The organism is Polynucleobacter sp. MWH-HuK1 (assembly GCF_018881815.1).
Lineage (GTDB): Bacteria > Pseudomonadota > Gammaproteobacteria > Burkholderiales > Burkholderiaceae > Polynucleobacter.
The window spans coordinates 1010833-1025108 of record NZ_JACVPP010000001.1 but is presented as its reverse complement, the minus strand read 5'-3'; the positions used below and the strand labels follow the sequence as shown (position 1 = coordinate 1025108).

The 14276-nt window shown below is 45.7% G+C and carries 12 protein-coding genes; 1 reads left to right on the top strand and 11 read right to left on the bottom strand.

Annotated features, from left to right (window positions below):
* Positions 1 to 48: 48 nt before the first annotated feature.
* From ICE93_RS05345 to ICE93_RS05325, 5 genes are all read right to left on the bottom strand, one after another.
* Positions 49 to 1836: an acyl-CoA dehydrogenase gene (locus ICE93_RS05345; protein WP_216186280.1), complete on the bottom strand. Its 1788-nt coding sequence runs from the start codon at positions 1834 to 1836 to the stop codon at positions 49 to 51.
* Positions 1837 to 1898: 62 nt separating this feature from the next.
* Positions 1899 to 2834: an electron transfer flavoprotein subunit alpha/FixB family protein gene (locus ICE93_RS05340; protein WP_216186278.1), complete on the bottom strand. Its 936-nt coding sequence runs from the start codon at positions 2832 to 2834 to the stop codon at positions 1899 to 1901.
* Entirely contained in the window at positions 2835 to 3590 is a 756-nt protein-coding gene (locus tag ICE93_RS05335) for an electron transfer flavoprotein subunit beta/FixA family protein (RefSeq protein WP_216186276.1), read from the bottom strand. It abuts the gene before it with no gap.
* Positions 3591 to 3645: 55 nt separating this feature from the next.
* Entirely contained in the window at positions 3646 to 5298 is a 1653-nt protein-coding gene (locus tag ICE93_RS05330; protein ID WP_216186274.1) for an acyl-CoA synthetase, read from the bottom strand.
* A 42-nt stretch (positions 5299 to 5340) separates the two neighbouring features.
* Positions 5341 to 6261 (bottom strand): histone deacetylase family protein, encoded by a 921-nt coding sequence (locus tag ICE93_RS05325; protein WP_216186272.1) that lies wholly within the window; start codon positions 6259 to 6261, stop codon positions 5341 to 5343.
* A gap of 83 nt (positions 6262 to 6344) precedes the next feature.
* On the opposite strand from ICE93_RS05325, the gene ICE93_RS05320 reads away from it, so the two are divergent.
* Positions 6345 to 7598, top strand: a complete 1254-nt coding sequence (locus tag ICE93_RS05320; RefSeq protein ID WP_216186271.1) for a lytic transglycosylase domain-containing protein — start codon at positions 6345 to 6347, stop codon at positions 7596 to 7598.
* On the opposite strand, the gene cysM is transcribed toward ICE93_RS05320, so the two are convergent.
* The 6 genes from cysM to ICE93_RS05290 form a co-directional block, all read right to left on the bottom strand.
* Entirely contained in the window at positions 7595 to 8506 is a 912-nt protein-coding gene (cysM, locus tag ICE93_RS05315; RefSeq protein ID WP_216186269.1) for a cysteine synthase CysM, read from the bottom strand. The two genes, ICE93_RS05320 and cysM, sit on opposite strands and share 4 nt — an antisense overlap.
* 41 nt (positions 8507 to 8547) lie before the next feature.
* Positions 8548 to 8973, bottom strand: a complete 426-nt coding sequence (locus ICE93_RS05310) for a helix-hairpin-helix domain-containing protein (protein WP_255554502.1) — start codon at positions 8971 to 8973, stop codon at positions 8548 to 8550.
* A 134-nt stretch (positions 8974 to 9107) separates the two neighbouring features.
* Positions 9108 to 9851, bottom strand: a complete 744-nt coding sequence (locus ICE93_RS05305) for a hypothetical protein (RefSeq protein WP_216186267.1) — start codon at positions 9849 to 9851, stop codon at positions 9108 to 9110.
* Positions 9841 to 10629, bottom strand: a complete 789-nt coding sequence (locus ICE93_RS05300; RefSeq protein WP_216186265.1) for a hypothetical protein — start codon at positions 10627 to 10629, stop codon at positions 9841 to 9843. Before ICE93_RS05300 ends, ICE93_RS05305 begins: the two co-directional genes overlap by 11 nt.
* Positions 10629 to 11066, bottom strand: a complete 438-nt coding sequence (locus tag ICE93_RS05295; RefSeq protein ID WP_216186263.1) for a hypothetical protein — start codon at positions 11064 to 11066, stop codon at positions 10629 to 10631. Before ICE93_RS05295 ends, ICE93_RS05300 begins: the two co-directional genes overlap by 1 nt.
* Positions 11067 to 11110: 44 nt before the next feature.
* Complete coding sequence (locus ICE93_RS05290; protein WP_216186261.1) at positions 11111 to 14260, bottom strand: CHAT domain-containing protein; 3150 nt, start codon at positions 14258 to 14260, stop codon at positions 11111 to 11113.
* Positions 14261 to 14276 lie beyond the last annotated feature (16 nt).

Here is a 14276-nt window from a genome sequence, read left to right as displayed (position 1 = left end):
TTACAAGAGCCGCTCTTTGGAGCGGTTTTTTATTCGCCCTTATCCTCTTTAGAACTGCTCCACTGCTAATGCATTAGTAGAGTGTCCGCTTTCCACAATCGATATAGCTAGGGCTTGCGCTTGAGGCATTAGATTCTCTGCGAAGAAACGCGCTGTAGCAATTTTTGCATCATAGAAACTTGGATCACCATCACGCAAACGCTCAGCAGCTAAAAGTGCTCTAGCCATTTGCCAGCCACCCAACACTAAACCAGACAAACGCAGGTAGGCAAAACTTCCAGCGTAAACTGCTTTGATATCCGTCTTAGCATTTGCAACGATATAGGCTACAGCTTGATCAAATGCAGCACGAGCCAAAGCAAGTTGCTTGAGGACTGCTTTAGCATCCGCCGAACCACTAGCAGCTAAATCTTTTTCAGTAGCAGCGATTCTTTGAGAAAGTTCTTTGGCAATAGCACCACCATCACGCACTGTTTTTCTGCCGACCAAGTCATTTGCCTGAATTGCAGTAGTGCCCTCATAAATGGTCAAGATACGAGCATCACGGTAGTGCTGTGCAGCCCCGGTCTCCTCAATGAAGCCCATCCCACCATGCACCTGAACGCCTAAGCTGGCAACCTCAATCGACATCTCAGTAGAGAAGCCCTTAACGATAGGTACCAAGAATTCATAAATGGCTTGGTTAGCTTTGCGTACCGCCTCATCTGGCGCTGCGTGCTGCGCGTCATAGGCAGAAGCAGCGTAGTAAGCCAGGGCACGTGATGCTTCTGTATAAGCGCGCATTGTCATTAGCATGCGCTTCACATCGGGTTGATGAATAATCGCTACTGGGCCAGGAGAGCCAGCTAAGTCGCGGCTTTGTACACGGTCTTTTGCGTATTGAACTGCCTTTTGATAGGCACGCTCAGCTACAGCAACACCTTGCATACCTACTGCAAAGCGAGCTGCATTCATCATGACGAACATATATTCCAGGCCGCGGTTTTCTTCACCGACCAAGTAGCCGATTGCTCCACCGTGGTCGCCAAATTGCAACACGGCAGTTGGACTGGCCTTGATACCAAGCTTATGCTCAATGGAAACGCAATGCACATCATTGCGCTCACCCAATGAACCATCAGCATTGACTAAAAACTTTGGCACTACGAATAAAGAAATCCCTTTTACACCCTCAGGTGCATCAGGCGTTCTGGCAAGCACCAAATGGATAATATTCTTAGCCATATCGTGCTCACCATAGGTGATATAAATTTTGGTACCGAAAATCTTATACGCACCATCACCCTCGGGTACGGCACGTGAACGTACCATCGATAAATCAGAGCCAGCCTGTGGCTCAGTGAGGTTCATAGTTCCAGTCCACTCGCCAGAAATCATTTTCGGAACGTATTGCTCCTGAAGTTCTGGACTTGCCGCTGTTAATAAGGCCTCAATAGCCCCATCAGTCAGTAATGGGCAAAGAGCAAAGGAAAGATTGGCCGAATTGACCATTTCCAAACAGGCGGTAGAAATCAGTTTTGGCAAGCCTTGGCCACCAAACTCTGCTGGATGAATAACGCCCTGCCAACCAGCTGCGGCATATTGCTCAAATGCATTCTTAAAACCAGGAGTAGTTGTCACAACACCATCTTTTAATGAGCTTGGATTTTGATCTCCAGCCCAATTCAGGGGCGCAACAACATCTTGATTGAACTTGGCAGACTCCTCCAAAATAGCCGGTGCTAAATCCACATCCGCGCCTGCTTCTGCATAAGAGGGATAGGCAACAACATCTGATAGCCCAGCTAGTTCATTCATTACAAACAACATGTCTTTCACTGGGGCTACGTATGGCATTACAACTCCTCTTGATTCAAATTAAACACTTCAATTAATTGATTAACACTACCATCTGCAACTTAATCCAAAGCTTTTGTTAACTCAGGCACTGCGGCATTTAAATCTGCAACCAAACCATAATCTGCAACACCAAAGATTGGCGCTTCTGGATCCTTGTTAATGGCTACGATCACTTTGGAATCTTTCATACCAGCCAAGTGCTGGATTGCACCAGAGATACCTACAGCAATATAGAGCTGTGGAGCAACAATCTTGCCTGTCTGACCGACTTGGTAGTCATTCGGAACATAGCCTGCATCTACAGCCGCGCGCGATGCTCCTAAGGCAGCTCCAAGCTTATCAGCTAAAGGCGTAATGAGTTCCTGATACTTCTCGCCAGAACCTAAACCACGGCCACCAGATACAATGATTTTGGCGGCAGTCAATTCAGGACGATCTGATTTAGTGAGCTCGCGACTAACAAAAGAGGATTGCGCTTTGCTGTCAGCTGCAGCTGCTTTTTCAACAGCGGCTGAGCCACCAGTGGAAGCGACTGGATCAAAGCCAGTAGTACGTACAGTGATTACTTTTACCGGGTCGCTTGACTGCACTGTTGCAATTGCATTACCTGCATATATTGGACGCTCAAAAGTATCCGCTGACAACACTTTAGTGATGTCGGATAACTGGGCAACATCGAGCTTAGCTGCAACGCGTGGCAAGACATTCTTGCCATTAGCAGTTGCTGGAGCAAGGATATGGCCGTAACCATTTGCAATAGACAGGATCTGCGCGGCTAAAGGTTCAGCCAGTTGATCAGCCAAATTGGCAGCATCAATTTGAATCACTTTGCGTACACCAGCAATTTGAGCTGCTGCAGCTGCGGCGGCATCAGCCCCGCTACCAGCAACCAGCACGTCTACCTCTGGAGAGCACTGCAAAGCAGCCGCTACCGCATTAAGCGTAGCTGCTTTTAAAGATTGATTATCGTGTTCAGCAATAACAAGTGCGGCCATTTAGATCACCTTCGCTTCATTTTTGAGTTTTTCTACCAAGGCTGCTACATCAGCAACCATAACACCTGCACTACGCTTAGGTGGATCTTCAACTTTGATTGTTTTTAGACGTGGAGCAATGTCGACACCCAAATCTTCCGGCTTCACAATATCAATGGTCTTTTTCTTAGCCTTCATGATGTTCGGCAATGTGACATAACGTGGTTCGTTCAAACGCAAGTCAGTAGTAATCACCGCAGGCAATATCAACGCAATCGTTTCTAAACCACCGTCCACTTCACGAGTCACAGTAGCTTTGCCCTCAGCAATAACTACTTTAGATGCAAAGGTAGCTTGTGGGATATCCATCAGGCTTGCCAACATCTGCCCGGTTTGATTGCTATCGTCATCAATCGCTTGTTTACCCAAAATGATGATTTGTGCCTGCTCTTTTTCAGAAAGCGCTTTCAGAATTTTTGCCACTGCCAAAGGCTGTAAATCGGCTTCAGGCGCAGTTTCAACAAGAACAGCGCGATCAGCACCAATAGCTAAAGCAGTACGCAGTGTTTCTTGGCATTGGGTTGCACCTGCAGTCACCACCACCACTTCCGTTGCTACGCCCGCTTCTTTTAAACGCACCGCTTCTTCAACGGCGATTTCGTCAAAGGGATTCATACTCATTTTGACATTAGCTAGATCCACGCCAGAGTTATCTGATTTCACCCGAATTTTGACGTTGTAATCAACAACGCGTTTTACAGCTACTAAGATTTTCATTTGGAATTCTCAATAATGGTTAATGATCTATTTTATCCGCCCCGAAGAGCAATCTCTAGACATCAATAGCGGTGGCAGATCCAGCCTGCTTGCGCAACTCAAACTTCTGAATCTTGCCAGTCGAGGTCTTAGGTAGCTCGCAAAACACAATCGCCCTGGGAACCTTGAATCCAGCTAAATGTTGCTTGCAATGGGCGATGATTTCTTCTGGCGTTACCGCTGACCCCGGCTTAATCTCCAGGAAGGCGCAAGGGGTTTCACCCCACTTGGGATCTGGTTTTGCAACAACGGCAGCGGCATTCACTGCAGGATGGCGATACAGGACATCTTCCACCTCAACAGAAGAAATATTCTCCCCACCAGAAATAATGATGTCTTTGCTACGATCTTTCATCTTGACATAGCCATCAGGATTCATCACAGCTAAGTCACCAGAATGGAACCAGCCACCTTCAAATGCTTCTTGAGTAGCCTTCTCATTCTTCAAGTAACCCTTCATGGCAATATTGCCCTTGAACATAATTTCGCCCATGGTTTCGCCATCAGCAGGAACTGGTTGCATCGTTTCTGGATCTAGTACTGCAATTGCTTGCTGCATGTGATAACGCACCCCTTGACGAGCATTCAAACGAGCACGCTCACCGATATCCAAATCATTCCATTCGTCTTGCTTGACGCAAACTGACGCTGGGCCATAAACCTCGGTTAGTCCATATACGTGGGTTAGATCAAATCCTAACTTTTCCATACCCTCAATAATGGATGCAGGTGGCGCAGCACCTGCAATTAAACCCTTAACGCCCGCAGGAACGCCGGCCTTGAGCTCATCAGGCGCATTAACTAAGAGATTATGAACAATAGGAGCAGCGCAATAGTGGGTCACGCCATGTTCTTTAATAGCCGCAAAGATATGTTGTGCATCCACACGACGTAGGCATACGTTTACACCAGCACGAGCAGCAATTGTCCATGGGAAACACCAGCCATTGCAATGGAACATCGGCAATGTCCACAGATACACGGGATGCTTATTGATATCCCAGTCCAATACATTTGAAACGGCGTTGATTGCAGCGCCGCGATGGTGATAGACAACCCCTTTAGGATTGCCAGTAGTTCCAGAGGTGTAGTTCAAGCAAATTGCTTGCCATTCATCAGCGGGTACTTGCCATGCAAAACTAGGATCGCCTTCAGATAAGAATTTTTCATAAGTAAGCTTGCCTAGCTTTTCACCAGGAACATCAAACTCTTTTTCTTCTACGTCGATTACTAAAAATTCACGCCCTGATTCTTTCTTTGCAATCTCTAAAGCTTTCTTCATAACAGCTGAAAACTCCGGATCAACAATGACCACTTTTGCTTCACCATGGTTGAGCATAAATGCGATTGACTCAGCATCCAAACGGGTGTTGAGAGCATTTAATACCGCGCCCGCCATCGGAATTCCAAAGTGAGCCTCCACCATTGGCGGCGTATTGGGCAACATCACAGCAACTGTATCGCCCAAACCAATCCCATGTTTTTGCAAAGCACTAGCCAGGCGACGGCAACGCTCGTAGGTTTGCTGCCACGTCTGGCGTAACTTACCATGAATAATCGCTGTTTTATTTGGGTAAATCTCAGCTGAGCGCTCTAAAAAGAGGAGCGGAGTGATTGGAGTGTAATTTGCTGGATTGCGATCCAAGCCTTGTTCATAAATATTTGCCATCTTCAGCTTTCGATTTTGTTTTACTAAATTACAGTTACTTTATTAAATATCAGCCAACGCTTTAACGTGAGCCACTACACTTCGCCCCAATGCCGAGAGGTTATAACCTCCCTCCAGGCAGCTCACAATACGACCTTGAGCATAATCATTTGCAATTTCTTTTAAGCGCTTCGTGATCCAGGCGTAGTCATCTTCTACTAGACCCATTTGACCAAGATCATCTTCACGGTGAGCATCAAAGCCTGCTGAAATAATAATGAGCTCAGGCTCAAAGTTACGCAAAGCAGGCAACCATCTCTCTTCCACAATTGAGCGAACTACATCACCACGAGTTGAGGCTGGTAAAGGTACATTAACCATATTTTCAGCATGATCAAGACCACTGTAGGGATAAAAAGGATGTTGGAAAAAACTGCACATCAAGACACTAGGGTCATTGAAAAATGCCGCTTCCGTACCATTGCCATGATGCACATCAAAGTCAATAATCGCTACGCGCTCAATGCCATAGGTTTCCATGGCATATCGTGAGGCAATCGCCACGTTATCGAATAAACAAAATCCCATTGAGCGAGTTGGTTCTGCGTGATGTCCTGGTGGTCTCACTGCGCAAAAAACATTCTCAACCTCGCCCTTCATTACAGCATCCACTCCAGCAATAGCAGCGCCAGCAGCCCTCAGTGCCACCCTGTAGGTATGGGGGTTCATGATGGTGTCACCATCAAGCATGAAATACCCGCTCTCGGGAGAGCGATCTCTCACAAATGAAACGTGATCAGGGCTATGCACTAACTCAAGTTGATCTTCGGTTGCCAAAGGTGCATCAAGGTGATGCACCAAGCGATCGACACCACTACGGATTAATTGATCATTAATCGCTTGAATTCGTTCTGGACACTCTGGATGATGGCTTCCCATCTCATGTTTCAGAAAGTCTGGATGAGTTATGTATCCTGTTGTCATTACTCAAAATCCTTAATCACAAATTTATAATTTTTATAATCCAATAAAACGTGTTCCATATTCGAAAATCCATTACATTCAGCATGAACTTTCGCATCCCCCTCTTGCTTTTGACTCTTGCGCTAGCGGCGTGTTCTAGCGCCCCTACCCAGCCCACACAGTCGCAACAACCCATCGTAAACCAGACGGATGATGCAGCCACAGAGGCGCGTTTTAGCCAAAACCTCAACGAACTACTTGGACAAGTCTCCCAAACCCAAGAAATACCCCTTCCAGCGCTAGAAATGGGCTTTCTTGATGTTAAAACGATTCCCTCAATTCGAAAACTGGTATTACCCCCATCGGGGACTTTTAAGAAAAATTGGCTGGCCTACCGCAAGCGCTTTATTGAACCAGTCCGTCTCAAGGCTGGCAGGGCATTTTGGGAGCAAAACCAGGCCTTTTTGAGTCAAACCGAACAAAGCTCAGGGGTTCCAGCTGAAATTATCGTAGCCATTATTGGGATCGAAACCATCTATGGGCGCCAAACCGGTAACTTTAGAGTAAAAGATGTGCTTTCCACTCTCGCCTTTAGCTACCCCGAGACCCATAACAAACCAGCACGTGAGCAGCTCTTTAAGGACCAACTCAAAGAACTCATTTTGTTGTGTTGGACTGAGGCAGGCGGCAAGCTGCCTTCGAAGAATAGTAGTCAAGGTATTAATAGTGCAATCTTTAGCTCCTGCTTAAATCAAAATAGTTCCTATGCTGGCGCTATCGGCCTACCGCAGTTTATGCCTGGAAGTATTCGTAGTTTTGCGGTTGATGGCGATGGAGATGAGCGCATCGATCTTAAAAATAGCCCAAAGGATGCTATTGCTAGCGTTGCCAGTTTTATGAAAAAACATGGCTGGCAACCTGGCATGCCGATTTCATTTCCAGTTCAACCCAACGGCATTGAGGCCGCTAAGCAGTTGGCTGATGGCGAGCCACAATTGAAATTCACTGTGCAAGAGCTCATTGATAAAGGCATCCTGACCAAACAACAAGGTGACCTACAAAGTGGTGGCGTGGAACCGCAAAGCAAAGCTTTTATTATTGATCTACCCTACCCTGATAAAGATGGCGCCGATCAAGCGCAATATTTTGTTGGCTTAAATAATTTTCTGACGATTGTTCAATACAACCGCAGCTACTTCTACGCACAAAGTGTTGCGGAATTTGCTGAAGCTCTGGGATACAAGAATCAAAGTGTTGTGCCAGTAGAAAGCCCAAGCAAAAATGCAGGGGCTAAAGCCGCTGCTGAAAAATCCAAGCCTAAGAAATCAAGCCAAAAGAAAAAGGCTAAACCCACTTAAGCAGGAAATACTCCCGTAGATAGGTAGCGGTCACCACGGTCGCAGACAATAAATACGATCGTGGCATTTTCGACTTGACGCGCAATGCGCAAGGCAACTACGAGAGCACCGCCCGCAGATATTCCACAGAAGATACCCTCTTCAACAGCTAAACGACGCGCCATCTCCTCAGCATCAGCTTGAGATACGTATTCAATAAGATCAACCTTATCGCCTTGATAGATTTTGGGTAAATACTCAGGAGCCCATTTACGAATTCCTGGAATTTGTGATCCGTCCTCAGGTTGCGCACCGATAATCTGAATCGCCGGATTCATGGACTTCAAATAAGTTGACACTCCAGTAATCGTTCCAGTCGTTCCCATCGCTGAAACAAAATGAGTAACTTGCCCATCGGTATCGCGCCAAATTTCTGGGCCGGTAGTTTCGATATGTGCTCTAGGATTATCTGGATTAGCAAACTGATCGAGCAATCTACCTCGACCCTCTCGCTGCAATTGCAAAGCGTAATCTCTAGCAAATTCCATGCCGCCAGAAGCCGCTGTCAAAATAAGCTCAGCGCCATAAGCAGCCATACTTTGACGACGTTCAATACTTTGGTTTTCTGGCATCACTAAAATCATTTTGTAACCAAGCATCGCTGCAGTCATTGCCAGTGCAATACCAGTGTTACCACTTGTTGCTTCGATTAATGTGTCGCCGGGTTTAATCTCACCACGCTCTTGTGCGCGAGAAATCATCGACAGCGCAGGTCGGTCCTTCACCGACCCCGCTGGATTATTACCCTCCAACTTACCTAAAATCACATTATTGCGATTCTCATTTTCCAGACCGGGAATACGCTGTAAACGAACTAAGGGCGTATTGCCTACTGTCTGCGAAATAGTAAGGTAAGAAGGTTTGCTCATAAGGTCATTTTAGCCACAAGCTGCCTTACACGCGATAGGGTTTAATTTCGGCGACCTGCTCCCGCACGCTCCGGCTGATTGCGGCCACCAACTTGATTACGAGAATTGCGTCTGCTAGAAGCCCCGCCCTCCTTTTTGGTGCGCCCACTAGGCTCCCGAAAAGAGCTCGGAGCCTCAATGGTTAAGCCATTATCCACCATTTTTTCCACTGATTTCATCCCGATGCCACGAACGCGCTTTTGCAAGTCATTAGCGTCCTGAAAGTGTCCGCCATCTAAACGCTCGGCAATAATTGTTTTTGCCTTGGCTGGACCAATACCTTTGATACTTTCTAACTCAGACTGGGTTGCAGTGTTGACATTAACTGGTGAGGCATATGCTGATATTGGACTTACAGACAATACTGTTGCCACAGCAAGCGCCTTGAATAATCTACTAAATTTACCTAAGTTCAAATATTGAGTCATTTTTTCTCCTCTAGAAAATAAAAAATCCACGGACACAATGTGTGCGTGGATCATGTACAACGACTCAGAATCAATGCAGTTGACTAGTTTTCTAGGGCGACGAATTAATCAGTAAATACTGACAAGTAGTAAATTTAATGACTCAAGATAAACTGGGCTGCACGTTTGATAAGTTCTGGCTCGGTCTGGTTAAACCCATGATAAGCAAAGGAGTCGCACACATTACCCTGGCTTATACCGCCCTCAATAATTTCTAATTGTGAAACAAACTGATTGGGTCTTCCAGAAATAATGCCTTTTGCTGCGGAAATTGGGGTTCCTAGACATTCATCCTGAGCATGATGAATTACCTCAACAGGTAGGCTGACCTCATTACTAAGCACTGCTGTTCTCACTGTTCCTGCAATAATGATCCCTGCCAATAACTTAGATTCATCGTTCAATTGATTGGCAAAATAGGTAGCGGTTGAGGTACCCATACTGTGTCCAAAAATCCAGACTGGTAATTGCGTTTTATTTTTATAGAAACGAACGGTTTCACCTACCCTAGCAAGATGATCCGCACGGTCGCGACGATCGCCCCTCCTCAGATCACCCAAGTCATAAGGGGTATCGACCAATACTGCGTCTATTTGATATTGTGACCAAAGACTAGCTGAGCGGACAAACGTGTGTTGATTCTTAGTGGAGCCATCATCTTTAAGATGTAGCATGCCTCCACCACCCGGGAATAAAAGCACCAAAGCCTTTGCATTGGGCGTTGGTAGCATAAGAGTTCTTGTCGGCTGATCTTGTTGATGAGAAACATCAAATACTTGAGAGTGAGCGCTGGCGGCCACAAAACACCAGAAAGCCACCAATAGAGATTTAGCTACCAATGATTCCCTTTAGGCCGGTGTAAATAGATACCGCAGTAGTTCCCAAGGCAACAATAGTGCCACCATACTCCTGTAACGACTTCATTAAGCCATGTACATTTTTAAGTGAGGCTCCACCATCTTTAAAGTTCAATGCAGCTACTTTCATCATTGAGCTCATTAAGCCAGCCCTACGAGCTCTTTGCTTTGCAGCGTAAGTCACTCCGCCAAGCAACATACCCGTTAAAAAGCTAAATGCAATACTAGCTGAGTATTCCAAAACCTCTTTCCATTCAAATAAGTTTTGCGGCCATATAGGCGAATGATCAACCAAACTAGTTACCCAACTCATGCCAATGACCGATGCAATAGCCAAGAAAATGACGCCAGCAAACCAAGGCATCACTTTATGAGGGTGCTTTTTAAATAAAGCATAGGCAAATGGCAGTGGCAACATAATTGAAATAATGCGCAGATAAATCATTTTGGTGTCATATACCACTGCAATCAACCAATGCGCTAGGAGCAACAACAACAAAGGAATAATGAGATATACAGAAATATCAGCGAGCCACTGCAGTGAAGATCTTCTCTCCAGCTTTTGGTTTTGCTCCTCTAACTGATCCTCTAATTCAGCTATTCTGAGCTCATAGAACTCAGTACTAACCACTGCAGCTAGCTTATTCTCTAACTCAGCAACCTTTGCCATCATCGGCTTAAATAAATAGAGATCACGACTGCAGGTTTTGCAGACGTAAGCCTCTTCAGATACCTCTGACAGGCAATATGGACAATTCATTATTTATTAACCACCAGGTTCATCACAGAATTAGTCTCGCGACCTTCAGAGTCTTTCACGGTAACGCGAATTGTGTGAGTACCAGGAGGAACATCCGCCTTTGCAAAATCAATACCTTTAGCTGAAATTGCACTTTTAAGACGAGGAGTTAGATCAACAAAGGGCGACTTCATATACACCACCTTCACTGAGCTTGGGTCAATCTTTGTATCTCCACGTGGCTCAAAGTTTACCTTGAAGTCAAAAGGTGCAGCTACCGGAGTATCCGCTTCAGGGGAAGCTAATTTGATTGCTGGTCCACGAGAAATACCGCGTGTAGCCAACGTCCCAGCAGCTGGCGGTAATGCTGCCTCTTTAGCACTAATTAAAGGTGCGCTAATAGCCCACTGAGAAGCGAATACAAAGCATGATGCAACTAAAATTTTGGTCAATTTCATAAAAACTTTCAATAATTAAAGTTACTTAATAGGTAAATCTTAAATCAATCCCCAACCACTACAAATGGGGCCCAGAACAAGGGGTGAGCATAGGCGTACCTCATATTACCGCCCTCTTTCATACCACCTTGATCAATTTGATTGAGCATGGCCTGTCTCAACAACTCTGCCTTACTAGTACCTTGGGCTTTTTGCTGATTTTTAAATAAATCGGTCATCATCGTCCTGGAGGCCACCGAATCAACCGGCCAATTGGATACTAAAAGGGCCTTAGCGCCAGCAAAGAAAAAGGCTCTCCCTAAACCAGATACCGCCTCAGAGCCGGCACCTTCACCTGAAGCAGTATTGCAGGCTGATAACACCACCCAATCAGCATCCAACTTTAAAGTAATGACCTTATCCATTGTGAGCAAGCCATCATCCTTATCACCAGTGACATCTGGCGACGACAAGGCAAGCGCTGGTTGGGTTAAGCCATTTAATTCACCGGGAACCAGACCATGAGTAGCAAACATCACCACCTTGCGATTAGATAAATCAGTTGACAACACCTGCTTCACCGAGGCTTGTTGATGCAAGAAGATATCACCATCCCCCGCTCCAATAGCTTTACCAACCTCCTCTAACTCAAGACTGGTATCGGGCAAGCGGGGTAAAAGCGCCAACTCTGCTGAGCTCACGCCAGAAGTCTTCGGCGCACTACGCAAATGAAGTGGAGTGCCACGTGTTGCCAATTGTGTAGCCTTAGTTTGTTTCTGTGCAGCTTTTTCTTGCTCGGTACTAAAGTAAGGATCACCAAAACCAATAAAGTTTTTACGATTAGGGCTACCAGCCGGTAAAGCACGCAAGGCAGTTAATGAGGTCACAGATGGAACCTGAGCAACCGCAATGTCCCTCGTTAGCCATGGCACAGTCTTATAGCCACTAAATGGCGTAGCCCCACCTTTTGGAGGTTGAGCAGTTGGTTTTGTTACTAGCAACGATAAAGGCAACTGGCCAAGCTCAGCATGGGGTACTGTAAGCATGACTTTTTTACCTACGAAGGCACTTTGTACAGGTGCTAGTACTTGTTGGTACAGTTGGTTTGCCAAGGCAATGTCAAATGGTGGAATCTCATCAATCGTAGCCACGCCAGGATCTAGCGATTTGCGTAACTGGGTCACTTCTTTTGCCACTTGATTGCGACCAACAGAGAGTTGCGCAAATTGCACCGGCTTATCTTTGGTGATCGCCCACACATATCCAACGTTATCGGCAAAATACCAAGAAATCAAAACTTCATCAGGCTTAAGAGCTTTTTGAGTCCGCTCTACAGATGCAGGCTTAGGCTCAACCAACTCAGCATAATCCGGAAACTTACGCTCAATCTCTTTTTTAATATCTTCCCTTTGTGATTTAAAGCCGGCAATATCCGTCCGAATCCTTGCCTGAACGGCTGGAAGCTGTTGCTCTAAGGGTGCAGATAAAAGTCCAGTTAAAAGCTCAGAGAGTGTATTAATGCGTTGCTGCAAATCCTGTTCTCGCCTGGCTAATGAGGCTAGCTGCGGATCAGAAATGTTTGCCCGTGCTGCGCTAGAAGTCAAAGCGCGCTGCACTCCACTGCCACGCGCAAGATCTGCAATTTGAAAGGCTTCGGCAGCAGCAGTGCTAGAGGGGTCTGCCTTAGCTTGCTGAGCAAGTGATGCCAAGTATTCCTCCAACACAAAAGTCATTCGTTGGGTTTGACGTATTGTTGTGGTTGCATTCTCTGAATCATTACGCGCCTGGTCAATCAAAATTGGAATAGCCTGTTTAAATTCAGTCAACGCACTAGAACCCTGCCCAGATACCTGAAGAGCTGAGGCATTAAATGCTCGAATCATTGCTAAGCGCGGAGAGCTTTTTTCCATCCTCGCTCCAGCCTTAGATAGCATGTCCGCTGTCATTGCTTCAGCTTTAGATGCCTTTCCTGTTTTTATCAAAGACAATGCCCAATCCAAATCTCCAGACTGATAACGAGAAGCCATCTCCGGATCACTCTTAAGGTTATCGACCATTTCTGCAAATACTTTATCCGCTTGAGTGTATTTCCCATCGGCTGCTAAAGAGGTAGCCAATACTTTTCTTGCATCTGCAATCGCTGGCGAAGCGGGGTAATTGGTGGATTGTTGTGCAGCCTTAAGAGCCGCTGTAGCCAGAAGAACCGCCTCAGGCTGACGACCTTGCTCTGAAATAATACGCGTTAACGTCAGTAAAGCATAACTGGTTCTAGAGGAATTGACTCCAAATTTAGTAATAGATAACGTTACGGCTTCACGCGCCCAATACTCAGCATCTATCAGGCGTTTTTGCCCTAAAAATGAGCGCGCCAAATCATTCATCAGAATGACTCTTAACATGTAGGCAAACTTTGTACTCGACGTTGCATCTTGCACTACCCGTTTTTCATTATCTATGGCGTCCCGCCCAGAATCTTTAATGCTCTCCAAGATATCGCCATTTAACTTAAGCGCTCTTCGAAATCCACGCTCCGCTTCAATAAACTTTCCTTCCGCCATAAACATCTTGGCCCTAGACCACTCATAACTTATTTCCCAGCTGAGGCGAATCTCATACTTGACATTACGCGCACTACCAACAATGTCCGAATAATTTTTTTGCAATCTTTCCACTGCTGCTTTTGCGCACTCAAAATCACCAGTTGAAACACAATTATTTGTAACGTTTCGATCTATCGAAATGTAATACCCTCTAATTTGCGGGGTAACTTTTGAGCGTGCATCTTCTAAAATTTTATTGGCGAATATCCTATTTCCTCGCATACTTTCGGCGCCTGCGTAATACATTAATTCATCCACGGCAAATGCAGGCTCCCTACTTGGGTATTCAGTCACCACTTTTTGCATGTTCTCAGCCGCTTCTTTTGTATTGCCAAGCAATTCATCTGCTATAGAACGACGGTAGTAATAGTGATTTAATACTTCAGAATCGGAAGATATTGGTTTTGGAAGGACTAAGACTGCCTTTGCTTTTTCTACGTCTTTTGAATCTTGTTTAGTAGTATCAAATAAACGCAAAATGTCCCTCACATCCCTTGGGGGCGCTTTCACGCTGTCAAGATCTACTTCATCCTTATTGAGGGATGCATATGCCTGATTACCCCAAAATACAATGCTGCAGCAGAACAACAATGAAATAAGGGAATATTTACGCATAGAAAACTCCTAGTTT

Coding starts and splice junctions, on each gene's coding strand:
- ICE93_RS05345 (WP_216186280.1), bottom strand. CDS start 1,836: ATGCCATACGTAGCCCCAGTGAAAGACATGTTGTTTGTAATGAATGAA.
- ICE93_RS05340 (WP_216186278.1), bottom strand. CDS start 2,834: ATGGCCGCACTTGTTATTGCTGAACACGATAATCAATCTTTAAAAGCA.
- ICE93_RS05335 (WP_216186276.1), bottom strand. CDS start 3,590: ATGAAAATCTTAGTAGCTGTAAAACGCGTTGTTGATTACAACGTCAAA.
- ICE93_RS05330 (WP_216186274.1), bottom strand. CDS start 5,298: ATGGCAAATATTTATGAACAAGGCTTGGATCGCAATCCAGCAAATTAC.
- ICE93_RS05325 (WP_216186272.1), bottom strand. CDS start 6,261: ATGACAACAGGATACATAACTCATCCAGACTTTCTGAAACATGAGATG.
- ICE93_RS05320 (WP_216186271.1), top strand. CDS start 6,345: ATGAACTTTCGCATCCCCCTCTTGCTTTTGACTCTTGCGCTAGCGGCG.
- cysM (WP_216186269.1), bottom strand. CDS start 8,506: ATGAGCAAACCTTCTTACCTTACTATTTCGCAGACAGTAGGCAATACG.
- ICE93_RS05310 (WP_255554502.1), bottom strand. CDS start 8,973: ATGACTCAATATTTGAACTTAGGTAAATTTAGTAGATTATTCAAGGCG.
- ICE93_RS05300 (WP_216186265.1), bottom strand. CDS start 10,629: ATGAATTGTCCATATTGCCTGTCAGAGGTATCTGAAGAGGCTTACGTC.
- ICE93_RS05295 (WP_216186263.1), bottom strand. CDS start 11,066: ATGAAATTGACCAAAATTTTAGTTGCATCATGCTTTGTATTCGCTTCT.
- ICE93_RS05290 (WP_216186261.1), bottom strand. CDS start 14,260: ATGCGTAAATATTCCCTTATTTCATTGTTGTTCTGCTGCAGCATTGTA.